The organism is Patiriisocius marinus (assembly GCF_008974325.1).
GTDB classification, from domain to species: Bacteria; Bacteroidota; Bacteroidia; order Flavobacteriales; family Flavobacteriaceae; genus Patiriisocius; species Patiriisocius marinus.
In genome coordinates this window covers 1-26,194 of record NZ_BKCG01000009.1, presented here as the reverse complement: position 1 = coordinate 26,194, position 26,194 = coordinate 1, and the positions used below count along the sequence as shown (strand labels likewise).

General features: G+C 32.9%; 24 protein-coding genes and 1 pseudogene. 11 read left to right on the top strand and 14 right to left on the bottom strand.

Features of this window, described 5'->3' with window-relative positions:
• Nucleotides 1-147 precede the first annotated feature (147 nt).
• The 6 genes from GBH57_RS13615 to GBH57_RS13590 form a co-directional block, all read right to left on the bottom strand.
• Nucleotides 148-1,428: a cation:proton antiporter gene (locus tag GBH57_RS13615; protein ID WP_151675050.1), complete on the bottom strand. Its 1,281-nt coding sequence runs from the start codon at nt 1,426-1,428 to the stop codon at nt 148-150.
• Nucleotides 1,429-1,491: 63 nt separating this feature from the next.
• A complete protein-coding gene (galE, locus tag GBH57_RS13610; protein ID WP_151675049.1) occupies nt 1,492-2,508 on the bottom strand; it encodes a UDP-glucose 4-epimerase GalE in 1,017 nt (338 codons plus the stop codon).
• 213 nt (nt 2,509-2,721) lie between these two features.
• Nucleotides 2,722-7,548: a T9SS type A sorting domain-containing protein gene (locus GBH57_RS13605; RefSeq protein WP_151675048.1), complete on the bottom strand. Its 4,827-nt coding sequence runs from the start codon at nt 7,546-7,548 to the stop codon at nt 2,722-2,724.
• Nucleotides 7,549-7,670: 122 nt separating this feature from the next.
• Nucleotides 7,671-8,201, bottom strand: a complete 531-nt coding sequence (locus GBH57_RS13600; protein ID WP_151675047.1) for a phage tail protein — start codon at nt 8,199-8,201, stop codon at nt 7,671-7,673.
• Between the two features lie 23 nt (nt 8,202-8,224).
• The gene (locus GBH57_RS13595) at nt 8,225-8,479 is read right to left on the bottom strand and encodes a hypothetical protein (RefSeq protein WP_151675046.1); all 255 of its coding nucleotides are present in this window, start codon (nt 8,477-8,479) and stop codon (nt 8,225-8,227) included.
• 360 nt (nt 8,480-8,839) lie between these two features.
• Complete coding sequence (locus GBH57_RS13590; protein WP_151675045.1) at nt 8,840-9,916, bottom strand: aminotransferase class V-fold PLP-dependent enzyme; 1,077 nt, start codon at nt 9,914-9,916, stop codon at nt 8,840-8,842.
• 87 nt (nt 9,917-10,003) lie between these two features.
• Between GBH57_RS13590 and GBH57_RS13585 the strand changes: the two genes are divergently transcribed.
• The 4 genes from GBH57_RS13585 (at nt 10,004) to fabD (ending at nt 12,635) form a co-directional block, all read left to right on the top strand.
• Complete coding sequence (locus GBH57_RS13585; RefSeq protein WP_151675044.1) at nt 10,004-10,483, top strand: 2TM domain-containing protein; 480 nt, start codon at nt 10,004-10,006, stop codon at nt 10,481-10,483.
• A gap of 5 nt (nt 10,484-10,488) precedes the next feature.
• Nucleotides 10,489-10,992, top strand: coding sequence for a dihydrofolate reductase (locus GBH57_RS13580; protein WP_151675043.1), 504 nt, complete (start codon nt 10,489-10,491; stop codon nt 10,990-10,992).
• A 171-nt stretch (nt 10,993-11,163) separates the two neighbouring features.
• Nucleotides 11,164-11,664, top strand: a complete 501-nt coding sequence (locus GBH57_RS13575) for a pyridoxamine 5'-phosphate oxidase family protein (RefSeq protein WP_151675042.1) — start codon at nt 11,164-11,166, stop codon at nt 11,662-11,664.
• 89 nt (nt 11,665-11,753) lie between these two features.
• On the top strand, nt 11,754-12,635 hold the full coding sequence (fabD, locus tag GBH57_RS13570; RefSeq protein WP_151675041.1) for an ACP S-malonyltransferase: 882 nt from the start codon (nt 11,754-11,756) through the stop codon (nt 12,633-12,635).
• 87 nt (nt 12,636-12,722) lie between these two features.
• On the opposite strand, the gene GBH57_RS16270 is transcribed toward fabD, so the two are convergent.
• The 3 genes and pseudogenes from GBH57_RS16270 to GBH57_RS13555 form a co-directional block, all read right to left on the bottom strand.
• Complete coding sequence (locus tag GBH57_RS16270; protein ID WP_151675040.1) at nt 12,723-12,914, bottom strand: hypothetical protein; 192 nt, start codon at nt 12,912-12,914, stop codon at nt 12,723-12,725.
• Nucleotides 12,915-13,040: 126 nt separating this feature from the next.
• A pseudogene (locus GBH57_RS16160) lies at nt 13,041-13,166 on the bottom strand (DegT/DnrJ/EryC1/StrS family aminotransferase); the annotation flags it as partial.
• Nucleotides 13,167-13,263: 97 nt separating this feature from the next.
• A complete protein-coding gene (locus tag GBH57_RS13555) occupies nt 13,264-13,809 on the bottom strand; it encodes a hypothetical protein (RefSeq protein WP_151675039.1) in 546 nt (181 codons plus the stop codon).
• 205 nt (nt 13,810-14,014) lie between these two features.
• On the opposite strand from GBH57_RS13555, the gene GBH57_RS13550 reads away from it, so the two are divergent.
• Together GBH57_RS13550 and GBH57_RS13545 are read left to right on the top strand one after the other, a co-directional pair.
• A complete protein-coding gene (locus tag GBH57_RS13550) occupies nt 14,015-15,880 on the top strand; it encodes an ATP-binding protein (RefSeq protein ID WP_151675038.1) in 1,866 nt (621 codons plus the stop codon).
• Entirely contained in the window at nt 15,877-16,515 is a 639-nt protein-coding gene (locus tag GBH57_RS13545; RefSeq protein ID WP_151675037.1) for a response regulator, read from the top strand. The genes GBH57_RS13550 and GBH57_RS13545 overlap by 4 nt, the downstream gene beginning before the upstream one ends.
• Before the next feature lie 35 nt (nt 16,516-16,550).
• On the opposite strand, the gene GBH57_RS13540 is transcribed toward GBH57_RS13545, so the two are convergent.
• Nucleotides 16,551-17,708 carry a DegT/DnrJ/EryC1/StrS family aminotransferase gene (locus GBH57_RS13540; protein WP_151675036.1) on the bottom strand — a complete coding sequence of 386 codons (1,158 nt, stop codon included), beginning with the start codon at nt 17,706-17,708 and terminating at the stop codon, nt 16,551-16,553.
• Between the two features lie 227 nt (nt 17,709-17,935).
• On the opposite strand from GBH57_RS13540, the gene GBH57_RS13535 reads away from it, so the two are divergent.
• The gene (locus GBH57_RS13535) at nt 17,936-19,183 is read left to right on the top strand and encodes a 3-deoxy-D-manno-octulosonic acid transferase (RefSeq protein ID WP_306424018.1); all 1,248 of its coding nucleotides are present in this window, start codon (nt 17,936-17,938) and stop codon (nt 19,181-19,183) included.
• Nucleotides 19,184-19,187: 4 nt separating this feature from the next.
• Here the strand turns inward: GBH57_RS13535 and GBH57_RS13530 are convergent, their stop codons facing one another.
• A complete protein-coding gene (locus tag GBH57_RS13530) occupies nt 19,188-19,844 on the bottom strand; it encodes a DUF2461 domain-containing protein (protein WP_151675034.1) in 657 nt (218 codons plus the stop codon).
• Between the two features lie 125 nt (nt 19,845-19,969).
• Between GBH57_RS13530 and GBH57_RS13525 the strand changes: the two genes are divergently transcribed.
• Nucleotides 19,970-20,203 carry a hypothetical protein gene (locus tag GBH57_RS13525; RefSeq protein WP_151675033.1) on the top strand — a complete coding sequence of 78 codons (234 nt, stop codon included), beginning with the start codon at nt 19,970-19,972 and terminating at the stop codon, nt 20,201-20,203.
• 75 nt (nt 20,204-20,278) lie between these two features.
• Here the strand turns inward: GBH57_RS13525 and GBH57_RS13520 are convergent, their stop codons facing one another.
• Nucleotides 20,279-21,049, bottom strand: a complete 771-nt coding sequence (locus GBH57_RS13520; RefSeq protein ID WP_151675032.1) for an XRE family transcriptional regulator — start codon at nt 21,047-21,049, stop codon at nt 20,279-20,281.
• Between the two features lie 111 nt (nt 21,050-21,160).
• On the opposite strand from GBH57_RS13520, the gene GBH57_RS13515 reads away from it, so the two are divergent.
• The 3 genes from GBH57_RS13515 to GBH57_RS16155 are packed head-to-tail and all read left to right on the top strand — an operon-like array spanning nt 21,161 to nt 23,646.
• Nucleotides 21,161-22,444: a putative DNA modification/repair radical SAM protein gene (locus GBH57_RS13515; protein WP_151675031.1), complete on the top strand. Its 1,284-nt coding sequence runs from the start codon at nt 21,161-21,163 to the stop codon at nt 22,442-22,444.
• The gene (locus GBH57_RS13510) at nt 22,441-23,208 is read left to right on the top strand and encodes a TIGR03915 family putative DNA repair protein (protein WP_151675030.1); all 768 of its coding nucleotides are present in this window, start codon (nt 22,441-22,443) and stop codon (nt 23,206-23,208) included. Before GBH57_RS13515 ends, GBH57_RS13510 begins: the two co-directional genes overlap by 4 nt.
• Nucleotides 23,209-23,256: 48 nt before the next feature.
• The gene (locus GBH57_RS16155) at nt 23,257-23,646 is read left to right on the top strand and encodes a hypothetical protein (protein ID WP_174844043.1); all 390 of its coding nucleotides are present in this window, start codon (nt 23,257-23,259) and stop codon (nt 23,644-23,646) included.
• 78 nt (nt 23,647-23,724) lie between these two features.
• On the opposite strand, the gene GBH57_RS13500 is transcribed toward GBH57_RS16155, so the two are convergent.
• Together GBH57_RS13500 and GBH57_RS13495 are read right to left on the bottom strand one after the other, a co-directional pair.
• Entirely contained in the window at nt 23,725-25,671 is a 1,947-nt protein-coding gene (locus tag GBH57_RS13500; RefSeq protein WP_151675029.1) for an OmpA family protein, read from the bottom strand.
• 24 nt (nt 25,672-25,695) lie between these two features.
• Nucleotides 25,696-26,194: PorP/SprF family type IX secretion system membrane protein (locus tag GBH57_RS13495; protein ID WP_151675028.1), on the bottom strand; the 499-nt coding region annotated here is incomplete at its 5' end.

The window sequence follows — 26,194 nt, the reverse complement described above, 5'->3', positions numbered from 1 at the left end:
GCAAAGATAGTTACTTAATACATTTAAAAAACTACCATTTTATTAAAGTATCAATACGCTACATAACTCATAAACGACAGAGGTGTTCAGCCGAAATTTTAATGCCTTATCAACTATTAAAACCCTTAAAATTTCGGCTAAAATATGCTAGTGGGTATTGTCTACTTCCTCTAGCTCCATCATATGTTTAGAGCGTACTCTTCTAACAAGATTGTCTACCGTTAGTCCTTGTACTAGTATGGAGAATACTACAACTATGTAGGTGATTACTACAAAAAGATCACGTTCCATTGTTTCGGTAAGTCCAAGTGCAAGTGCAATGGAAATCCCTCCTCGAAGTCCTCCCCAAGTCATTATTAAATTGGTTTTAGGCACAAAATCGAGCTTCTTTTGAAATAAACTGATAGGCAGTAAAAGGGAAATATAACGACATGCTAAAATTATTGGTATAGCTAAAAGTCCAGCTATTATATAGTTTTGTTCAAACGTTAACACCAGAATTTCCATTCCAATAAGGACAAAAAGTATGGTGTTAAGTAGTATATCAATAAGTTCCCAAAATTTATCTACGTAGGTTTCTGTTGTGTGTGACATTGAACGTTGACGTATTATATCATTTCCAACAAATAGCCCAGCGGTCACCATCGCCAATGGTGCCGAAAGGTGAAACTTTTGAGCAATAGCAGTACCTACCATTACAGTTGCCAAGGTGATAATTACTTCAATATCATAGTCATCAATTGATTTTAAAAGTCTGTACGTAATATATCCTAAAATAAACCCAAGGAAAATTCCTCCTAAAACTTCTTGAGAAAAAAGGACTACAACATCTAAGGGATTAATGGTACCGCCTTCATCTAATTGTGCGATTTGGAAAATAGTTAAGAACACCACTACTCCTACTCCATCATTAAATAATGACTCTCCTACAATTTTAGCTTCTAGCTTTTTAGGCACTCCTGCTTTTTTTAAAATCCCTAAAACCGCAATAGGATCAGTTGGTGAGATTAATGCTCCAAAAAGCAAGCAATAAATAAAGTCAATCTCAAAACTTAAAAGCTGAAGTATAAAAAACATCGCGATTCCTACTAAAAATGTAGAAACCAATACCCCAACGGTAGAGAACAACAATACTGGCCAGCGTTGTACTTTGAGTTCTTCGAAGTTAGTGTGTAAAGCTCCTGCAAAGAGCAGGAAACTTAACATGATGTCTAACAATACTTTTTTAAAATCAATTTGGGTAATTATATACCGTTCAGCATTTAGTAGTGAATCATCAAAATAACTTAATGCAAACACCGCAAAAGTGAATACAATGGTAATCAGCATTAGCCCAATAGTATTGGGTAGTTTTAAAAACCTAACGTTTACGTACCCAAAGGCAGCTGCTAAAAAAACTAGTACTGTAATAATTAAAAAGTAATCCATAGATAGTTTTTTATATGCTTAAAAGTAAGTTTATAGCGAAGTTGCAATATTTTTACACCTCTATTAAGCTCTAATTTTCTGTTCCCATTTCCAGGCTGAAGCTAATGCTTGTTCTAAAGTATATTGCGATTTCCAGCCCAGAACATCATTTGCTTTTTTGGTATCTGCAAACGCTGCGGTAACATCACCATCACGGCGTGGTACAATTTTATAGTTTAAAGGCTTTTTACTCACTTTCTCAAAAGCTTTCACCACTTCTAATACGGAAGAGCCAGTTCCGGTTCCAATATTAAAAAATTCGAAAGCACTTTTGTTTTTATGTTCTAGTAGTCGTTGTAGTGCTAATACATGCGCTTTAGCTAAATCTACTACGTGAATATAATCTCTAACAGCAGTACCATCATCTGTTTCATAATCGTCTCCAAAAACAGAAAGTTCATCACGTAAACCTAAAGCGGTTTGAGTAATATATGGCACTAAATTTTGTGGTGTACCTAATGGCAACTCCCCTATTTCAGCTGACTCGTGTGCTCCTATGGGATTAAAATACCTTAAGGCAATTGCATCCAAACCTTTTGCAACATTGCAAGTGTCTATGATAATTTCTTCACCTACTTGTTTTGTGTTTCCGTAAGGAGATAATGCTTTTTGCACTGGCGCATTTTCTGTAATTGGTAATATTTCGGCTTGACCGTAAACAGTACAAGATGAACTGAAAATAAACTGAGCTTGTTTCTTTTCTTGTAATTGTTGTAGAATATAAATAAGTGCGTTTAAATTGTTTTCATAGTACAATAAAGGATTTTTCACACTTTCTCCCACAGCTTTTGAAGCTGCAAAATGAATCACTCCCGTAATATCTTGATACTTTTTAAAGAAACTAGCTACAGCTGATTTTTCTCTCAAATCTAATTGTTCAAACTCAGGTTTAGTTCCTGTAATTTTTTCGATTCCACTTAGAACATCGATTGAAGAATTAGACAAATTATCGATAACTACAACATCGTATCCTTTTTGTTGCAACTCTACAACAACGTGCGAACCAATAAATCCTAAACCTCCAGTAACAAGTATTTTCATAAATTTCAATAATGTTATATATGTGTACTACATTCTCGTTATTTAACCTTACGCAAATATAACAGAATCACATTCTATCAATGACTCTGCAATAACTTTAATAAGCTCATTAGGTCAACCCCAATTTAATCACTTTATTTTTAAACAAAAAACCTCTAAAATTAAATTTTAGAGGTTTTTTTAATTACCTATTTTAAACTTATAGCTCGGCTCTTAGTTGTCTTTTATGAGTCGTTTGGTTATTTTTCCTGCTTCAGTATGGATTTCAACAAAGTAAACTGCATTAGCTTTTTCACTTATATCAATCGTTGTGGCATTAGCGTTTATAGCTTCTCTAAGCTGTACAACTCTACCTAAGATATCCGTCACCTTAATACTTGTTATTAAAGATTGTGGTGAATTAATAGTTACAATTCCTTCAGTTGGATTAGGATATAGCTGTACAATAGACAATGCTATTTCTGGAATATTTAAAACACTCTCATCCATAAATTGCAATACAAACCTATTATTAAAAGTTCCTATTGAGCTAACAAAGTGATATGGTGTTTCTGAAATATTATGCACCGTATTTAAAAAAGTATCCTTCAAATAAACTGTTGCTTGCTCAATTAAATTTCCCTCGAGATTTTCTACTGAAATTATATACGCTGTATTTACTTGATCTATTTGTGAAGAAAAACCAATACTCACTTGTTTCTCTTCAGTAAAACTTTCACGACCTTGGATTACTAATTGCTCACTTCCATCGATAATATGAGAGTAAATTGAAACAGGAGTACCAACTCGAGGACTATCATATTTAGCTTCAAAGCCTGGAGTTCCATCTTCTACAAAACCCACTAAAGTAGTACTCTGTAATTGAAATTCACTATTTTCAACTTTTAACCAGATTCTATCTTTATTAAATTCTGGTGTTCTAAGAGTAGTATTGTTATCGGTTAAACGCATCGTATTAGTAAACGTTGCTGTTTGACCTGTTCCAGTTACCGCTCCGTTATTTTTAACTCCAAAGCCTTGCGCAGTACTTATTGGAAAATCATTAGGAATAGTCCCAGCTGTTGAGCCAGTGCCGTTAGCCGAAACATTTAACCCCATACTATTAAAGGTGGAAATATCTCCCATATCAAAGTTAACATCATTCCATCCTGGGAAAGTTGCGTTTGGCGTTGTTCTATGCTCCCAAAAATACACCTCGTCAACAGCATCATTAGCTAAAATAAATTGCATTGCCGAAATTGCAGAAGGGTAAGGATTTGCTAATAAATTAGGACTTGAGTTTTTATCTCCATTGTATCCTAAAGAATAGGTCAACGTTCCTGTATTTAAAGTTCCTTCCACACCTGTTTGTTTAAATAACATATCATATTGTTCACCACCAACTAGTAATGACGGTTGTGGCATGGAATAATATCCTTCGCCAGGGTTCATCACTCCAACTAATGGTGTAAAATCATCTCCTTCTTCATCTACAAAATTTGTCCCATCCATAAATAGTGCTTGCACATCTGCATTAGGTGTGAAATCAGCAGTTGAATGTTTTAGTATTCTGAAAAATTCACGAGTTACTATTGGCCCTGTATTTTCAACAACTGCAGGTCGATTGTTTGTAACAGGACTACCTAATACCATAAATACTCTTGGATCTAATAAAGGAGAGGTCACCATAACTTCCACAGTACCATTATTAGTAACTATAGCATCATCTCTATCTTGTACGACACTACCTCGATGTTCCACAATTAATGATGCTCCTGCACTTACAAAAATATTCCTTTCTGTCCTTAAGTAAGTATCTTCTTTAATTGTGAGTGTTGCATTGTTTTCAATAGTACAAGCGCACCCTTCAATACTTCCTTCTATAGCCGAATTGTAATCCGCACTTATTATTACTTTACTACTCAGGTCTGGTAAGTCTCCATTTACCCAACCTCCGGTTGAATATTCTCTAACTGTACCAGCCACTGTTACATTTGCTGTGCAAGTATCAAAATTACCGCTTGAATCAAATGCAAATAATGTTTCTGAATTAACACCAATACTGGAACAGTTATAAACTTTATCATCAGTGGTAATTACAGGGTTATTTACAGTTACAGTACTATTAATTTCTGTTTGTGAAAAAGCATTAAAAGTTAATAAGTAATACACTTTTGAAGCTTCTAGCGGCAAGCTACCTCCTAGACCAACTCCATCACCACTAACAAATGTTCCATCTTGAGAATAATTAATAAACCCTAGATAACCAGGTCGACTACTAAAATAGCCAGAATTCGCTGGTACTTCTTGGTCAAAAAGCATAAATACTACATCACTTGAAGTATTCTCACTAGTTGCATTAAATATATAATTACCTGCATTTTGCACTATTAATTTCGAACTGTTTACATAGTAAATTGTACCACCTGATAGGTCATCACTATTTGAAATATCTGCTGCTGCTTTAAAAGTAATAGTTTCGAACCCTAAATATAGGCTACAGGCGTCTGTTGAACCATTGTTCATTGCAGAAGGTGAAACAAGTGCCTCTCCATTAACATCAAGCGAAGCCATAACATCTTGGCAAATAGCATTAGGAGCCACATTATCCGCTACCGTTACTGTTGCTGTACAAGTATCAATATTTCCCGCTTCATCAGTAATCGTTAAAATAACCGTATTAGCACCTATGTTTGAACAATCAAAATTTGTAATATCTAATGATAAAGCAACTCCTCCTTCTCCATCACTACTACCATTATCAACCTGCTCTGCAGTTATACTTGTATTTCCATTTCCATCTAACTGTACAATTATATCTTGACAGATTGCTGTAGGAGGATTTAGATCACCACATATTTTAAAGTTATCTAAACCTATATAACTAAAACTACCCCCTAATTCAAATTGCAAAGCGTCTATATCAAAACCAGAATTGTCAACCCCACCTTCAGAAGTAAAATCAATGCTAAAAAAACCTTGTTCTACGCCTAGTACTGTGGGAAATCCTGATGTTTTATTTACAGTAAAAACTGTTACTCCATCAAGAATACCTCGGATTGTGATAGTACCATCATTAGTTGGAAATTCCCCATCTGTTAATGATGACAGATAAAGTTTTACATCTCCAGCATTAACTGTTTCAGTATTAGTAATACTTACAGTATATACTTTATTTAGTCCTTGATCTGAATCATTATCTAAAAACCTATCCGAACCCCCAGCTCCTGCATTCAAAAATTCAATTACACTAAAGTTTGATGTTCCTGTTGTAAGAGGAGTTCCACCTGTGGTCCAACTTGTCGCCCCTACAGAAAGTGATTCAAAAGATTCTATTAAACAACTAGATACAAAATGCACCTCACCTTCCGTAAAAGGATCAGCTGGCGAATTTCCATCTACATCCGAAATATTAGTTCCTGCGAGTAAATCCAATCTTAAAGAGCCCTCTCCAGAAATTGTATTAATTAATACAGTATATACATTTCCTGTACCACTCACACTAGCTATAGTTGCCGAAACATTATCTGTTGTTAGTGTAAAATCGTCAACTGAAACATTAAACGCATCTTCATTAAATAGTACCGTATAACTCACACTAGTTGAACTTGCCGCTGGATCACCAACTAAGCTAATACTTTGCGTAATTGGTGGATTTGCGTTAGTTAACTCTTCACAATGTTCAAAGTTATCCGCTACGATATAACTAAAACTACCTCCTATACTTAGTTCTAATTCATCAATATTTATAATTGCGTAGTTGCCAGCACCAGCTGTTGCAAAATCAAATTGAACGAAACCATTATTTACTCCCAAAGCAGTTGGGAAACCATTATTTTTTGTAATTACGTATTGTTGAATACCATTTAATTTTCCAGTTATAGAAACTGTTCCATCATTTGTAGGAAGTGATCCATCAGCAAGTGAAGAAAGATAAAGTGATAGTTGCTCAACTTGAAAGTTCTCAGAACCTGTTGTGGTTATCGAATACGTTTTATTAACACCTTTATCACTAAAATTACTTAAAAAGTAATCTGAATCATCTGCCCCAGCATTGTTAAAAAACTCTATATCAAAATTTGAAGTACCCGTTGTAAAGGACACACCATTACTATTAAAATTGATATCTCCAGCAGTCGTATCTTCAAAAGTCTCAATAAAACATCTTGAAATAATTTGTACCTCTCCATTTGTAAATGCCTCGGGAGGGCCATTAGACTCTGCATCTACAATGTTTGTATTTGCTTTTAAATCTAAACTCATTGTTCCTTCACCGGTAATATTTGTAACATTTACAGTGTAAATTGATCCCGATCCACTAATTGAGGATAACACACCTGTAGTACCCACTGTATCTAATAAAAAATCATCTAACGAAACATTAAACGCATTTTCTGTAAAATTCACTAAAAATTGTAATGAAGTAGTTGTTGTTGGAGGATTCCCAACAATTGTAATACTATTTACTTCTGGTGGATCTGCTGCAGCTGCAGGATCATCAAAAACGAAGTTATCTATTGAATTATAAATAAAAGGTCCATTTTGAGTCACTTCTATACGGTCTATGTTAATGTTACTAAAATCGCCGCTACCTGAGGCCGCAAAGTCCATTAAGAAGAAACCATTTTGGGGGCCTGTATTAGTGGTTAAATAACCCGTTGTTTTTGTGAAACTAAACTGTGTCACACCACCTAATTTTCCAGTAAAAGTCATTGTTCCATCATTAGTAGGAACTACCAAATCTGTTCTGGAGCTAACCCAAATCTCCATAGATTTCATAGTAAAAGCAGTACCTCCTCCGGTAAGAGCAATAACATTAGTCTGATTAACACCAATATTATTTATATTAGATAGAAAAAAATCTGAATCTGCCGCTCCTGCATTGTCAAAAAACTCAACGCTATAATTTGGGTTACCAGTTGTAGTAAAAGTTCTTCCTGCATTTGTAAATACTGTCGCACCAACAGGAAGAGCTTCAAAAGTTTCTGTGAACTGTGCTTTAGTTGAAAACAAACTCCCAAAAATTAGAAGGAGTAGTAGTAAAGTATTTTTTGTACTCATAATGTAAAATTTACAATTATAGATTTTAATTTATAATGCTACTTCATAATAACACAATAGACAAAAGAAGTGATTCATCAATTTCAATAAAAACACCCATTCAATTATAATGTATTCAAGTTTTAAGATCTAGATGGATATATCCCTATTAAACAAATAATATAATTAACCCCTAAATATGGCTGCATATTATTTACTGGAGTAGAGCTTCCTCCTGCTGTACCTGAGTTTAATTCAACATCTGGGGTTAACGTATTAAAACCAAGAGAGGATGTAAAATCCCTACCATCTAACACACCCGTTGTTGCTATTGAAACACTTGGAGAGGCAACACTTTGACTTGCATTTCCAGAACTTACTTTAACTGGAATATTAGGCATATTTGCTGGAAGCAATGTAGTTGTTTCTAAACCTCCTCGACCACCAGTAATAGTGTTAGACAAACCCTGCCCTGCACCTGAACCTAATGGCACGCGACCTCTTAAGTCTGGTAACGCAAATGTTGAGACTCCATCACCGCCATAAATTGTTCCTATTATAGAAAAAAGTGCTTGATTTTGTGAAATTGAAATAAGTTGCCCATGACAAAAAGCCCAGTTTCTTGGTGCAAAATTACCTGCGAATAATATTAATTGTGCTATATATCCTTCCATGATAGTTATATTTATTAATTAGTTTAAGTTGTTGGTAATCCAGTTGGTGTAATAATCATTTCTTCTAAAGAAATTGGAATAAGCGTACCGTTTGTAGTAGTTAAAGTACACGTACCATAAAGATCAAATACTGTATTTAACACACCTCCGCCTTCATAACGATAATAAGCCTCTGTAGCATGAGTACGCACTAAAACTCCCCAAGTTTCTTTAACATTAGGGTATCCCTCAATTTTTTTATCCCCCAGATCAATAAAACTAATCGATCCTATACCCATGACCTCGAGGAAAATGTTTCCTTGAGAGTTAAAGGTATGTACAGCTCCCTTAGCAGGGATGACTGTTTTGTCACTGGCCGTTATGGGCCAGATATAGTTATTAGTAACTTGTAAAGTATACATATGTTTAAATATTTAGTTAGTTGATTATGCAATTTAATATCAAACAATAACTAAAACAATACGTATATATACTCGAATAATTTTACACGAAAAACAACCTCAAAACATTGATTTTCAATATTTTAAAATGTTATAAAAAATCCAATAAATTAGTAAAACACTTACAAACTGAAGGTTTAATTAATATAGATAATAAAACTTTGAAATAAATTTGAAAAGCATCAAATTTTTAAAAATTTACAATTCTAATACGTTGATTAATTTATCAACATCAGCTAACTTATTATAATAATGAAAACTTACGCGCACACCTCCACCGCGTGGTGAGCAAATAATGTTTTGAGACATCAGATTTTTAAAGACAACCATGTCGCATTTTAAATTAAAAATAGACGAATGTACATTTCTGTTTTTTGTCGTATTATCTAACAAATTTAAAGCTACAAATCGTTCTTTGGCATACGCCGAAATATCCTTAATTTTAGTTTCAATTGCTTGCATTGTATAGTGCTCTGCTTGCAAAATCCCTTGTTGAAGACTTCCATAATTAAAAGTGTCTTGATGGCCTGGTTCAAAATGTTTTACAAAAGAAGTATCCGTAGCTAAACTATCAAAAGTTTTGGCTGAATTGAAACCAATGGTTTGAGGAAAAATATGCTTTTGAGCGCTTTTTTTAATTAACATAAGTCCGTTTCCAAATCCTGAAAGCATCCATTTATAACCACTTCCTCCAAAAACATCAATTGCACTATCTTGAAAGTTGAATATTTCAGTTCCCATATATTGGGTAGCATCTGCCATAAATAGCACATTTGGATATTGAGTTTTTAATTCCTTCAGAAATTTTAAGTCCATTTTTACTCCGCTTAGCCATTGAACTACACTAAATACAAATATATCTGGACGATGCTTTTTAAAAGCCTCTGCAATGGAAGTTTCTAAGTTTTCAGAAATGGAGGCATAACAGACATTGAAATCTCTAGTTTCAATGGGCCACAACAACGAAGGATAATCGTCTTTAAGCATCAAAACTTTTTGACCTTTTGGCAAACCTTCTAAAATAGTATTAATCCCAAAAGATACATTTGGGATCAATGCCACCTCATCTATATGTGCGTTAAAAAATCTTGCAACAGCTGCTCTTGTATCTTCAGGAATTTGCTTTCTTACGGAAAAATCTGCTCCATTATTTAGTAAATCGTTTTCATGTTCCCTTCGCCAATTGAATAATGTTTTAGATAACAAGCCAGAACTTGCCGTATTTAAATAGGTTTGACCATTTAAGGCTGGAAATTCTGTTTTTAATTCTTCCATAAAGCGATAGGTTATGGTGTTAAAATTAGGTAATTTTGAGATAGATTTTTACAAAAACAAATCTTTTTAATCGTAATCTCAATTACTATGTTTTCAAAAAACAAAGCCAAAGATACTGTAGACAAAGAAGCTCGTGAGCAATACGAATATGCTAGAGAGCGCATAGCCAAGAAAAAAAACTTGATGCGTCATTTTGTTGTTTTCCTAGTGGGATCAGTTTTACTTATTATTATAAACCCAATACTTGGTTATGGAGATGATTTTTTTATAAAAGATTGGTTTGTATGGGCAATTTTAATCTGGACCTTTATCTTTTTAATCCATTTAGTAAATGTATTTCTCATCAATAAATTTATGGGAAAAGAATGGGAAGATCGCCAACTTGAAAAATTAAAAGCACTACAAGAAAAACGTGTTGCTGAACTCAAAAAGCAAGCGTTACAAGAGGTCACTATTCGTGAAAACAAAATTGCGAAAGAACAAGAAGCTCTTAAAGATATGACCGCTTCAACAAAAGAAGAACTTCCTGAAGTAAAAAAAAACAACCCGAACCAATTACCACAATAAAAAGAATGATTACAATAATAGCAGCAGCTGGCGAGAATAATGAGTTAGGGAAAGACAACGATTTAGTGTGGCATTTACCACACGATTTTAAACGTTTTAAACAACTCACTACAGGGCATTTTATTATTATGGGACGTAAAACATTTGAGTCGTTCCCTAAGCCGCTCCCTAATCGCACGCACGTTATTATTACTAGAAATAAAGACTATACACCCAAGGTTCCTGAAGGCAGAGAACAAGATGTAATTGTGGTTCACTCTCTCGACGCAGCACTTTTAAAAGCATCGGCAGATAAGCAACCTTTTGTAATTGGTGGTGGAGAAATCTACAAACAAAGCATTGAAGCTTCAGACAAAATTGAACTAACTAGGGTTCATAGCACTTTTGACGCTGATACTTTTTTCCCTGAAATAGACCAATCTCAATGGGAGAAAATTTCAGAAGTACGACACGACAAAGATGAAAAGCACAGCTTTGCTTTTACTTACGAAACTTGGGTTAGAAAATAAATCCTGTTTTAAAAATGCCCTATTTACCAAAAATCACGGTAGTGAAAAATACAAATTGAATTCAAATAACTTAAAATAGAACATTTCTTTTAACATACATTAAGTTTTGTTTATCGTTTAATTAATATCAATAGACGTTTAGTACTTGTAATTTTATAAAAAATCAAAATTATGAGTCAAGAAAATTTAAGCAATAAAGAAGCTATTGAAAAGATTAAAGACATTGTGAACGAAATTGATTTTGCAATGATGGTTACTAACTTAGGAAATGCTCCATTGAGCGCAATCCCTATGAGTACAAAAAAGGTTGATGACAACGGAGACATCTGGTTTTTAAGTAATAAAAACAGTGACCATAATAAGGATATTACTAATGATTCTCGCTGCCAACTACTTTATAGTAGCGGAAGTGACATGAAGTTTTTAAGTTTATATGGTACTGCAACAATAGTGACAAATAGAACAATAATTGAAGAACTGTATAGTAAAGCAGATGACATTTGGTTTGACGGCGTAAATGATCCTAACATAACTGCTATCAAAGTAGATCCTAACAATTCGGTTTATTGGGATAGTGGATCTAGTAAATTAGTAAGTCTATTTAAAATGGCTAAAGGTGCAATTACCGGCGAAAAGCAAGATATAGGTAGAACCGGAACACTAAATACCTAAAGAGTATATATAATAATGATAATCCCATCGAAGATGCTTTCTTTGATGGGATTTTTTTTAAGATATTTATACCCTCAAAAATAATACATATGAAAGCATATATTTTCCCCGGTCAAGGAGCCCAATTCACAGGGATGGGACAAGACTTATACGAATCATCTCCAAAAGCTAAAGAGTTGTTTCAACAAGCAAATGAAACACTTGGCTTTGACATTACTAAGATAATGTTTGAAGGTACGGCAGATGAACTTAAAGAAACTAAAGTAACACAACCCGCTATTTTTCTACACTCTACTATACTTGCAGAAGTGATGGGTAGTAACTTTAAACCTGATATGGTTGCTGGTCACTCTTTAGGTGAAATTTCGGCATTAGTAGCGAATAGAACTTTAGCTTTTACTGATGGATTACAATTAGTTTACAAAAGAGCTTTAGCGATGCAAAAAGCTTGTGAACTTGAGCCTTCTACAATGGCTGCAGTATTAGGACTTGAAGATAGCTTAGTCGAAGCTATTTGTGCTGATACACCAGGTACGGTTGTTGCCGCAAATTACAACTGCCCAGGACAATTAGTGATTAGTGGTGATATTAATGCAATAGGTTTAGCTTGTGAAAAGTTAAAAGAAGCTGGCGCAAGGCGTGCTTTAGTACTACCTGTGGGGGGTGCTTTCCATAGCCCATTAATGGAACCTGCTAGAGAAGAGCTAGCTGCTGCTATTGAATCAACAGTTTTCACAGCACCTGCCTGCCCTATCTACCAAAATGTCTCAACATTTGCGGTAACAGATCCAAGTGAAATAAAGAAAAATTTAATGTTCCAACTTACTGCTCCCGTTAAATGGACACAAAGTATTCAAAATATGATTAAAGATGGCGGAACTCAATTTATCGAAGTAGGACCAGGAAATGTATTACAAGGATTAATGCGTAAAATCGACAGAAGCGTAGAAACATCAAAAGCAGAAATCTAATAGATAAAATATAATGCTACCTATAATAGAAAAGCCCTTTATTCATATACGAATAAAGGGCTTTTCTATTATTAACTTTAGATAATTTTAAGCTGAAAGTCGACAGGATTCACAGTCTTTAACTTCTCCATAATATGTCTCTCGATATTTATGAAGCGTTTTAATTGGAATATTCAAAACAGTCTTTTTTACATACGTAACTTTTGCTGTTAGAATTCCCATTTGATTGGAAAATCGTTTTTCTTTCTTTGTTGTTCTTTTAATTTTTATCAATTTCATTGGTATCATTTTCAATTGCTACAAAGCAACCATTCTTATTAACCAATACCAAAGCACAACAGTTAAACCTTAGTTAAACCGAGTTTAACAAAAATTGAATTATACTTTTACAAAATCAATTACCGTTTATGTAATAAAAGCTATTTGCTCATCATCAAGTTCTGTGTGCATTGGCAAAGAAATAACTTCCTTCACTAATTGATTTGTGACTGTAAAATTTGCTTCATTGTAACGATTAGCTTTATACATTTTATTTATAAAAATAAAGTTTCCAAAACCGCTTTATAACAAAACAAAAGCGGTTTTAGCAACTAAAAATAAGGGCAACATTCAAATAAACAGCTATCTATTATTGTGCTTTTTCAATAATTAAATTTGCTAATTCAATTAAACTAGCTTGTGGATCATCACATCCTAATTCAAAAAAAAGTTCATCGGTAACTACGGCAACATTTATATTTCTCAAACGAAATAAAACAGTAAAATCCTGGTTTTCTTGGTCTTCTGCATAAATTGCTTCATCTCCTAAACCATTTAATGGGCTTAACATTTCACCTGGAAAAAAATCATCTCCTAATAATTCATAAAAATCAACAGCATCATTTATACTAGCAGCCTCCCATAAAGTAACCCCATATAACTCCTGCGAAGCAGAAACATTTTGTCTAATTATATAAGTACAGGCAGCTCCCGTACCCAATCCTTGTGAGTTTGCAGCTTCAACACCGCAAAGTGACTGCAAATTTACATCTACGAAGAATGTACCACAATCTCCTATAGAGATCAACCCAGATTCATTACCATCATTTGGAGTATCATCATCATCGTTTCCACAAGAAATCATTGTGAATACACTTAGTAAGATAACAATAGTTTTAGTCTTTAAATTTTTCATTTTAATTTTAGTTTTAGTTTTAGTTTAATTATTTTTTTGAACCGAAATATTAAAATCTTATTATTTAGGATATGTTTCATTTATAAGTATCTTAGTACAACAATGTTACACGACAAAAATATTTTAAGAAAAAAACTTAAACCTAAGGGTAAACATTGAATCTGTTATCTAGTGGTTTTCCACTATTTAATAAAAACTTCAGTTTATGAGAAATATCATTTTAGCAATCTTAGTGTTCTTCACATTTAAAATGATGTCACAAGAATCGACCTACCCAAAAATTGATAGCATTATCTCTCAAATTCAAAGACTACCAATAACAGAAACAAAAAATGCAGCTAATTTATTTAGTAATGCAAAAAAATTAGCAAGAGAAGAATATAATGAAGAAGCATACTTTAATGTGATGACTGACGAAATTGAGTACGCTAGTTATATAGGCTTAAACGAAAAAAGGTTGTCTTTATCAGATTCTCTTATAAAATTTAGTCCTTCACCAAAATTTAAAGCTGAAGGCTATTTACAAAAAGGTATTTTAGAAACACAGAGAAACCGAATTCCTAGTGCAATAACACTCCTTAAAAAATCATTAATCATATTCGAAAAATTAAATAATATTTCCAAACAGTCTCAAGTGTTCAAAGTATTAGGGAATTGTGCTTTCATTTCTGAAGACTTAGGGCAAGCAAAAGACTATTATATACGTTCTTCAAAACTGTCTTTGCAAATTGGTGATACCATTCCAACTGCTACTACTTATACAAATATTTCAAGAGTTTTTGAAGCTACAAAACAACTAGATTCGGCAATTTATTATAACGATAAAGCAAGAAATATTTCTGAAATAGCACCTAATCAAACTGAATTAAAATTTATCGTTTATAGTAATGATGCAAATTATAAAAGTGAATTATTACAATTTAATGAAGCCGAAGAAAGTTTAAAAATAGCTAAGGAAACCGCTGAAAAAATTGGGCATCCCGGAATGATTGGAAATATTTATCAAATGAGTTCAATAATAGCAGATAGAAGTAACAATCCAGATCGAGCGCTAAACGACGCCGAAAAAGCTTACGATATATTTAACGAAAATAATTTAGAAAGCTATTCACAACAAACACTCTACATTATGCAAGAATTTGCATATAAGTCAAAAGATTTCAAAAAGGCATACAACTACTTATTGAAATATGATAAAGTGAAAGATTCTATGGAATTACTTAAAAACAGTAATAACCTAAACAACCTTCAACTTAAATATAAAACAGCAGAGAAAGAACTTAAAATTTCGCAACAAGAAGCCGAAATAACAAAAAAAGAAAACCAAAATAAATTTATTGCATTAGTATCTATTGGTTTAGCTTTACTTTCCACCTTATTATTCCTATTTTTTAGACAACGTCAAAAAACACAAAACCAACAAATTGTGACTTTAGAAAATGAACGTGAAAACATTGCTTTACGCTCTTTAATTACTGGTGAAGAAAAAGAACGAAGTCGCATTGCAAAAGAGCTACACGATGGCTTAGGTGGTGTTCTAGCAGTGAGTAAAATACACACTAGTAAACTACTTCTAAAACAACCGGAAACACAAGAGTTAATTAAAATCAATGAGTTAATAGATACTGCAGCAAAAGAGTCTAGACGAATTTCACATAATTTATTACCTGAAATATTAATACGAAAAGGACTTGATGCAGCACTTACAGATTTTATAACTTCAGTAAAAGAAAGTCACTTACTTGATGCTTCATACCATAGTATAAATATATCGATGACTTTATCTCAATCTTTTCAATTAAGTGTATATAGAATTGTTCAAGAATTAATGAACAATATTATTAAACATTCAGAAGCCACAGAAGCACTTGTTCAATTGCATCAAGAAAATGGTAAATTAACAATCACCGTAGAGGATAATGGAAAAGGATTTTCAAATGAGCAAGTTTATGAAGGAATAGGATTTTCAAACATAAAATCTCGTTTATCACTTTTAAAAGGTTCATTTGACATAAATTCCTCAGCAAGTAATGGAACATCTGTATTCATTGAATTACAATTAGAGAAATGAAAAAAACATATAACGTAGCCGTTTTAGATGACCACGCATTAATTCCTCAAGCAATTAAAGGCTTATTAGATGATATTAAAAAATATAGTTTTATAGAAGGATTTGTAAAGTCTGAAATGTTTTTCGATTATATTTCACAAGGCTATTTGATTGATATATTGTTGTTAGACATTCAATTAAATAACGAAGATGGGATTAAAATTTGCCAACAAATAAATTTTTCTTCACCTGAAATTATCGTCATTATGTTATCTAGCAATACCCAATCTGCCATTGTTATGGATGCTCTTAAAAAAGGTGCACAAGGATTTCTTCCCAAAAACATAGACCAACGATCGCTTATTGAATCTTTTGAAGAGACCATAATAGGAAAAACATACATTCATCCAGAAATTTCCTTAGTAGAAATAAAATCTAAATCAAGTAATTTTGAATACATCCCAAAACTAACTAGAAGAGAAAAAGAAGTACTTCAGTTAATTCTCGATGAAATGACAACAAATGAAATAGCAGAGAAATTATTTTTGAGTCCGAGTACAATTGAAACTCATCGCGCAAGTCTAATTAGTAAAACTGCTTCAAAAAACGTAGTAGGCCTTATAAAATATACCATAGAAAAAGGGCTACTAGATTGACAGGTAACCCTTTAAAAATTCTAACAATAAATTAATTACTTAGTTACAAAATCAATTACCGTTTTTGTAATAAAAGCTATTTGCTCATCATCAAGTTCTGTGTGCATTGGCAAAGAAATAACTTCCTTCACTAATTGATTTGTGACTGTAAAATCTGCTTCATTGTAACGATCATCTTTATAAGCCTTTTGTGCGTGTAAAGGAATTGGATAATACACACCACAAGGAATATCATTTTCATTGAGATGTTTCACTAAAGCGTCTCTATCTGCATTGATAATTCTTAAAGTATATTGGTGAAAAACGTGACAGTCACAAGTATCACAAATAGAATTTCCTGCATTACAGTAACCTGTAGGAGTAATAATTTGGTCAACACCTTGAAAAGCTGCAGTATATTTTCTTGCTGCATTTCTTCTTGCATTGTTGTAACTATTTAAATGAGGAAGCTTCGCTCTTAATACTGCTGCTTGGATTGAGTCTAATCTTGAATTAACCCCCACAACATCGTGATGATAGCGAACATACATACCGTGATTTACAATCCCTCTAATAGTATGAGCAAGATCATCATCGTTCGTGAAAATTGCACCACCATCTCCATAACAACCTAAATTTTTAGATGGAAAAAACGAAGTAGAACCTACGTGACCTATTCCTCCAGTCATTTTTTTAGTACCATCCTTAGAAGTATACTTTGATCCTATTCCTTGAGCATTATCTTCAATAACATATAAATTATGTTTTTCAGCAAGTGCCATTATTTCATCCATATTTGCTGCAAGTCCAAATAAATGAACAGGAACAATAGCCTTAGTTTTTGGCGTAATCGCCTTTTCTAAAGCAGCAATATCTATATTAAAATTAACTGGATCAACGTCTACTAAAACTGGAGTTAAACGCAATAAAGCTATCACCTCAACTGTTGCTGCAAATGTAAAATCTGCTGTAATAATCTCATCACCAGGTTCAAGACCTAAACCCATCATTGCAATTTGCAATGCATCAGTTCCGTTAGCACAAGGTATTACGTGTTTTACGCCTAAATATGCCTCTAATTCCTTTTGGAATCCCTGCACTTCAGGACCGTTAATAAAAGCAGTAGTATCAATTACTTCTTGAATCGAAGCATCTACTTGTTCTTTAATCGCCGCATACTGACCCTTAAGGTCAACCATTTGTATTTTTCTCATATGAAAAGCCCGTGAAGACGGGTGACTATTATTTTCTTTGGAACCATGTTTTAATAATCAATTTACTAATAGGATATTTGCAACATAGCTTCAATTTGCAAAAATACGAATTTACATTAGTATTTTTATAGTGTACTTCCCTATTTCTAAATTCTAAAATCAATCTTAGCGCTAGTTGAAAGTGCAATTTTGTATTTTAGCACCTTATGCAATATTTATATTCCCTATTGACAAATTTAGCCTGGTGGATTCTCCATTTAGTAGCACTTTTTAGCCCAAAAATGAAGCTATTTGTTAATGGACGAAAAAACACTTTTACTATTCTAAAGAACGTTATTAAACCAATTGATCAAAATATTTGGTTTCATTGTGCGTCTTTAGGAGAGTTTGAACAGGGACTTCCCATTATGGAAGCTCTCAAAAGCAAACATCCTTCAACTAAAATTATTATAACATTTTTCTCCCCTTCAGGTTACGAACAAAAGAAAAACACTCCTATTGCAGATGTGGTTTGCTACCTCCCTATGGATACATTATCAAGAGCAAAAAAGTTTATTGAATTAGTAAACCCAACACTTGCCGTTTTTGTGAAATATGAAGTATGGCCTAATTATATGACTACTTTAAAAAATAAACAGATTAAAACAATTTTAATCTCTGGACTATTTAGAAAAGAGCAGGTGTATTTTAAACCCTTCGGAAATTTTATGCGCGGAGCACTTGCTAAGTTTGATCACTATTTTGTTCAAAATCAAGAATCAAAAGAATTATTAGAATCAATAAAACTTTCAAACATTAGTGTAAGCGGAGATACTCGTTTTGACAGAGTTTCTCACCAAATAGAAATGGATAACGCTGTGAAATTTATGGACGAATTCACAAATATTCCTAACTGTACTTGCATTATTTGTGGGAGCACTTGGCCAGAAGATGAAGAAGTTTTAATCGATTATATCAATAGCGCTTCATCTAACGTAAAATTTGTAATTGCACCTCATAAAATTGACTTACAAAAAATTAAAACACTGCGACAAAAGTTAACCTCTACAACAAGTGTTACCTATTCAGAATATAAAAAAGGGACTATTTCAAACAAAAAGCTAGAAGAAACTAATTTATTGATTGTTGACACCATAGGGTATTTAACCAAAATATATAGCTATGCAGATATAGCATATGTTGGTGGAGCAATGGGAGAAACAGGACTTCATAATATTTTAGAACCTGCTACTTTTGGAGTTCCAATTATTATAGGAAAAAACTTCGTTAAATTTCCTGAAGCTGAACGTTTAAGATCATTAGCTGGATTATTCTCTGTGTCTAACAAAGAGGAATGTAACACCATTTTAAACAAGCTTGTAAGTGATGCCAATTTCAGAAAAAAAACAGGAATGATTTGCGGTCATTTTGTTAATAGCAATACTGGCGCTACTAATATTATTATTGAGTATTTAGACCAACAAAAGATACTATAAACGGCTAGTCTAACTTAGCAGCATTATTTAAATATCTTCTAAAAGGCAACAACTCTTTATAGGTTTCAATTACCACTTTATCAAAATTAGGATCTAATATTTCCTTGTGTGTGAAATTTCTTCCAGCTGCAAACGATTTTTTCCTCAATAAATCTATATGCTCATGCTCTTGGGTATATCCTTTAGGAGAGGTTTTAAGCTCATCTGCCTCTATTAATCCTCCAAACATATTCAAGAACGATTTTTTAGAAATTATTTTCTTCAGCTCTTCCCCATTATAATCAATCCCATCTCGAATACTTTTCAAAATAGTTGATGAAGGATGCCAATACCCACCACCTATAAATGAATCATTAAGTCCTATTTGAATATAAAAATCACCTTGTCTTGATTCTTGGTCTAAACCAGCCCCAAAATGATCTTTATAAACAGGTTTATCTGGCTGAAACATTAAATTATTGTTAATGCGATTTATAGCTTTTTTACCCGGAGTATCAGTATAATCTGAATCTATTTCAGCTAATTTAAAATTCATTTTATCTAGCCAATCAATATAAAAATTTCTAACAGCCTGATATTGTTCACGGTGGCTGTCCATCCATTCCTTATTATTATTCTGTTGCAAATCGAGTAAAAAATCAAACAAATTTTTGAAGGTCATATTTTTTCGTAAAAGACGTTATTTCAGTAATTTAAAGACTAAAATATTAGTAAAACTTTATGTTTTAGTAGTGAATTTTTGACTTAGTTTTGTCCCCAAACCTAACAATAATAAAAACATTTATTATGAAAAAAGTAGCATTTATTGCCCTTGCCGCATTGACAATATCATTCACTTCTTGTAGAGATGATAAAAAAACGGAAACTGAGACAATATTAGAAGAAGCTCAAGATAACGGAGCTGAAATTGATATTAAAGATGATGGCGACAAGATTAAAATTGAAAACCAAGATGGATCTGAAGTCAAAATAAAAACTGACGACGACGGAGATTTAAAAATCAAAACTGACGACAACTAATTTGTAGTTAGTAAATCCAAAAACACCTGAATCATTAAATGATTCAGGTGTTTTTTTTGTTATAAATTTAATACGTTAAGTGTTCAAATTATTAATTTGTCCCTTTAGTTCTTCCATAGATTGTTGTAACTCTCTCAGTAAAGAGCTCTCATTTGGCTCATCAATACCAAAGGTAAGTTTACTGTTTACTAACCATAACTCTTGTATGTTTTTTACTTCAACATCAATTGGTAAATATTCTTGGTTTAAAGAAATCAATCTTACACGATCTGGTGCGTTAGGAACTTTTTGAAGTTTCTTTACTAAAACAGAATCATTTAAAACTACAATATAAATTTTACTATCGCTAGCCTCAGTAACATTTGGAACAGCTTTTCCTAGAACCCACTCGTTAGGTCGAATGTTTGGAAGCATACTATCACCCTCAACTTGAAAACCTCTGTAGGTTGCATTGCGATACTGTGGTAACGGTATATTAAATGCTGGTAAAGTTTCGTACCAATCTACATCTTGAATATTATGTGGATACCCTGCAGCAGCTTTTTGGTTAACTAAAGCAATAGTATCATTTTGATTCACATCTAGAGTTATTACTTTTGGACTTACATCTCCCCCGTTTATGTTAACCACTTTAGTATAACTTTCTCCAAATAGCCATAAAGGGTTTATACTAAATTGTCGTAATAATTCCATAACAACTTTACCGGAAAGTTTTGTTTTGCCACGTTCAATATCTGCAGTTGTAGCACCTATTCCTAAAATCTCAGCAAAAGATTGCTGCGTATGTTGCTGCTCTTCTCGCACCTTTTTAAACCGCCTTGCCTCTATAGAAAGTTTTGTATCCATATTCAAATATAATAATTAATTTGGAATATATCCATTATCACTTAGGAATTGTTCCATTTGAAAGGAAATATTCCATAACTTTGTAATATTTCCGAAGATAATATTGCAATTATGAATTTTGAACGTATTAAAGAGAAGTTGAATATACTTGCTGATGCAGCTAAATACGATGTGTCTTGTTCCTCTAGCGGTAGTAAACGAGCTAACAAAGACAAGGGTCTTGGTGATAGCTCTGGTATGGGTATTTGTCATACTTATACTGAGGATGGTCGCTGTGTATCACTTTTAAAGATTCTGCTTACAAATCACTGCATTTTTGATTGCGCTTATTGTGTTACGAGAAAAAGTAATGACATAAAAAGAGCTGCATTTAAGGTTCAAGAAGTAGTTGATTTAACTATTAATTTTTATCGACGTAACTATATTGAAGGATTGTTTTTAAGTAGTGGTATTTTTAAAAATGCAGACTACACTATGGAACGTCTTGTTGCTGTTGCAAAAAAATTGAGACTTGAAGAAAATTTTAATGGCTACATACATTTAAAATCAATTCCTGGTGCCAGCGATGAGCTAATGCGTGAAGCAGGATTGTATGCAGATAGATTATCTGTAAATATTGAAATACCTTCGGTTAAAGGATTGAAATTATTAGCGCCAGATAAAAATAGAGCCGATTTTATTAAGCCTATGGAAAAGGTGAAAAACGAAATAATTCAATATAAAGCCGAAAAAAAAATTATTAAAAATACACCCATTTATGCTCCAGCAGGGCAAAGTACCCAAATGATTATTGGAGCAACTAATGAAACTGACGCAGAAATAATGTACACATCAGCATCATTTTATAAAAACTTCAATTTAAAGAGGGTGTATTATTCTGGCTATGTCCCTATTAGTTATGACAGTAGGTTACCTTCAATAGGCACTGAAGTACCAATGATGCGAGAAAATAGGTTGTATCAAACCGATTGGCTTTTGCGCTTTTATGGATTTGACATTAGAGAATTACTGAATAAGGACACACCCAATCTAGATATGGATATAGACCCTAAACTAAGTTGGGCATTGAGAAACCTGAATCTATTTCCAATCGATATAAACAAAGCTGACAAACATATGCTAGCGCGGATTCCAGGCTTAGGAATGAAATCAGTCAATAAAATTATTAATGCTCGAAGATTCAGAAAGCTCAATTGGGAACATTTAAAAGCAATAGGCGCTGCTGTAAATAGAGCTAAATACTTTATGACCTGTGATTCGCGTGTTTATGAAACTAGAGATTTAACCGCTGCTCAAATTAAAGGTTTGATACTCTCAAATTCAAGTAGTAAGTATCGAAAAACATTAAATAATCAACTTAATTTATTTGATACAGTAAAACCGTTATCAGTATGAGCGACATCTTAGTATATGATGGTAGTTTTGATGGATTTCTAACAGTGGTTTTTGAGGTATTTGAGTCTAAATTACAGCAACCTAAAATTGAACCTGCATATCGAGCATCGGCTACTTTTTTTAGTGAAACAAGAGAAATTCAAACAGATTTTATAAAGTCTAAAAGAGTTTGGGATGGTATTATTAAAAAAGGAAATAGCAATATCAAACGAATTATTTACAAATCCTTTTTAAGTGAGAAAGTAGGTGTTGAAAACATATTATTAGATTATATCTGTAAATTTTTTGCTGATAATACAGCTGTCTTCGGAAATTTTACAGATCCAAGTGTGTTAAAATTATCTAAAATAGTTAAGAGTGTCGAGCGAGAAAAACACAGAATGGACGCTTTTATTAGGTTTAAGCTCACAAAAGATAATATCTATTTTGCAACAATTGAACCTGATTTTAACGTGCTTCCTTTAATTTCAAAACATTTTGAAGATAGATATGCTGATCAACAATGGATTATCTATGACCTAAAAAGAAATAAAGGTCTTTACTACAATTTAAATATAGTAGAAAATATCACTTTAGAATTAAAACCTGAAGCCTTAAAAACAAAGGGAACAGACGTACTTTTTACTCAAGAAGAATTGGCTTACGAAGAATTATGGAAAAATTATTTTAAGAGTACCAATATTGAAAGTAGAAAAAACATGGTTTTACATGTAAAACATATGCCTAAAAGGTATTGGAAATACCTGAGTGAGAAGCAACTTTAACATTTATTTGTTTATTTTTGCAGTCACATTAACATAAAACAAACTATCATGAAAAAAATTATTACAACTCTAGCAGCTTTGGCTCTTATCGTATCTGTTTCATCTTGTCGTGAAACTACAGGAAGTGTAACTGATACATTAGAAGAAGCTGGCGAAAGCGCTAAAAGCGGATTAGAAGAAGCTGGTGATGCAGTAGGTGATGCAGCTGAAAAAGCTGGTGATGCAGTTGAGAACGCAGCAGATAGCACAATGGATGCAGTAGAAAATGCAGCAGATAAAGCTGGTGATGCAGTTGAGAACGCAGCAGACAAAACTATGGATGCTGTAAAAAACACAGCAGATAAAGCTGGTGATGCAGTTAACGATGCAGCTAACAAAACTGGAGAAGCAGTTAACTCTGGAGCTCAAAAACTTAAAGACGGAATCAAAGGACACTAATCCTCAAAGATTTTAATTTAAAAACCCCAGTTACCATATAACTGGGGTTTTTTTAATACTTAATATTTCGGTTTTACCTTATTTACTTACTACAATAAATTCCGATCTTCTATTTAGTTCATGTTCTTGATCACTACAAGTAACCCCATTTGAACATTGATTTACAAGACGAGTTTCTCCATAACCTTTTCCTGATAATCTAGTAGCTTTTATTCCACCTTTTTCCACCAACCATTTTCTAGTTGAAATGTTACGACGTTCAGACAACGATTCATTATATGAATCTCTACCACGGCTATCTGTATGAGAACGTACATCAATTTTCACTGTTGGAAATTTTTTCATGTAATTAACAACACGTTGTAATATTGCAGCGGCATCTGGACGAATAAAACTCTTATCATAGTCAAAGTTGATATTATCAAGATCCAGTAATACTGTTAAATCAGTTCCTATAGAAACAACTGGTGCGACTATTTTAGACGTTAAACCTATTTCTAATGATAATGATAAGTCCAATTCCGTTGTGCTATTAAAAGTCTCCTCTGCAATGTTATAATTTTCTTTTGAAGCTCTAGCAGTGTATGTTTTTTCACATTTAATAATTCCTAAATCAAAATACCCTTTTTGGTCTGACGTTGTTTCAACCAAAACCTCCATAGCATCACCAATTAACACAACTTTTGCATTAGCGATAATTGCATTTGTATTTTTATCACGAACTATACCGTCAACCTTCTGTACACACTCAACAATTACTGGCATAACTTCCTTAAAACCATAGATATCATCAAATCCCTTTCCTCCATCTCGATTAGAAGTGAAAAAGCCTTCTTTTGCAGTAATATTAAGGATGAATCCAAAATCATCTTTTGGAGAATTAATTGGCCTTCCTAAATTTTTAATTCCAGTATTAGAAGTTTTTACTAAATCTGTAACAAACACATCTAGACCGCCTAAGCCTTGATGTCCTTCAGAAGCAAAATATAATTTATTGTCATCCGCTATAAATGGAAATGTATCCCTAAATTCAGTATTTATAGTTTTTCCTAAGTTAATTGGTGTACCAAACCCATCTCCTTCTATTGCAATTTTATATAAATCTGACTCCCCTAAACCACCAGGCATATCGCTTGCGAAATAGAGCGTTGTCTCATCTACACTTAATGCAGGGTGCGCTACTGAAAATTCATCACTATTAAATGGTAATTCTTTAATTTTCCATTTTCCTTTTTCATTTAATCTACCACGATACAGTTTCAATCTATTTGTACCATCTTGATCAGTTTCATAATCATATTTAGTATAGTTGTTTCGTGTAAAGTAAACTGTTTTTGAATCTTTTGTAAATACTGCTGAAGACTCGTGATACTGTGTGTTTAATACTTTAGACATTTTCTCAGGTGTTTCATCACCATAAGCTTCGGCTATTTGTACCGTGTATAAATCAAAAAACGGTTGATCATTCCAGTTATGTTTTTTAGGGTTTGTACCCTCAAATCTATTAGAGGCAAATACTAATTTATTATCTTTAAAAGATGGAGCAAAATCTGACAATGTTGAATTAAAAGTAACATTTTGAACTTCATATCTACCAGAATTACGATCAATATCTTTCATTGTCGTTTTAGAATTTATTGAACTCTCTGGGAGATTTGCAGCCTTTCTATATTCTTTCATGATCTTATCTGAAAGATTGTACTGCTCCGTACTTTTTAATGTCTGCGCATATCGATATAGATATTCTGGAGTTGCAGTTAAATTCATAAAATCATATAGATGCGTATACCACGTAGCAGCATTTACATAATCTGCAGTAAAGTAATAAGAATCTCCTAAGCCTTTAAAAAGCTCTTCAGATTTGTATCCTTCTTCAGCTAATTTTAAATAATCTTCTTGCGCATCGATATATGAGTAATCACTAAATTCCTGCGATGCTTTTTTTATTACATTTTTTTTTTGCGCATTTCCGAACCCAAAACTCAGAACACATAATACAACAAATATTTTTGCTGAAATTTTCATAATCTCGTAATTATTAGTTTCATTTTAGAAGAATCTAGGCGAAATCATTCGCTCCTCTTTTTTGAATAATTCGTACCTCAAAAATATCTCGTAAGAACCTGAATTAAATTGATTCAACGCTGTTGTTTCTCTATCGTATGCAATACCTAACATAAGCTCATCAGATAATTGAAAACCTGCCATTGCACTTAATGCTGCACTCCATCTGTAAGCAACCCCTAGAGTTAGCTTATCCTTTATTAATGCGTTTAATGAAAGGTCAACTTGTAATGGAGCACCTTCTACTGCCTTAACAAGACCAGAAGGCTTTAAATCTAAATCGCGATTCAATTCAAATACGTATCCACTCATTAAATAAAAATTCACTTTCTCTTTTGCAGTAGCGCTAGAATTTGTTGAAGAACTTCCTAGTGTTGAACTCTCATCAAAGTGATCCGTCTCTAATACATTTGGAGCACTAAAACCTAAGTAAAACTTATTTGTATAATAGTATGCTCCTAAACCAAATTGAGGAGAAAACTTA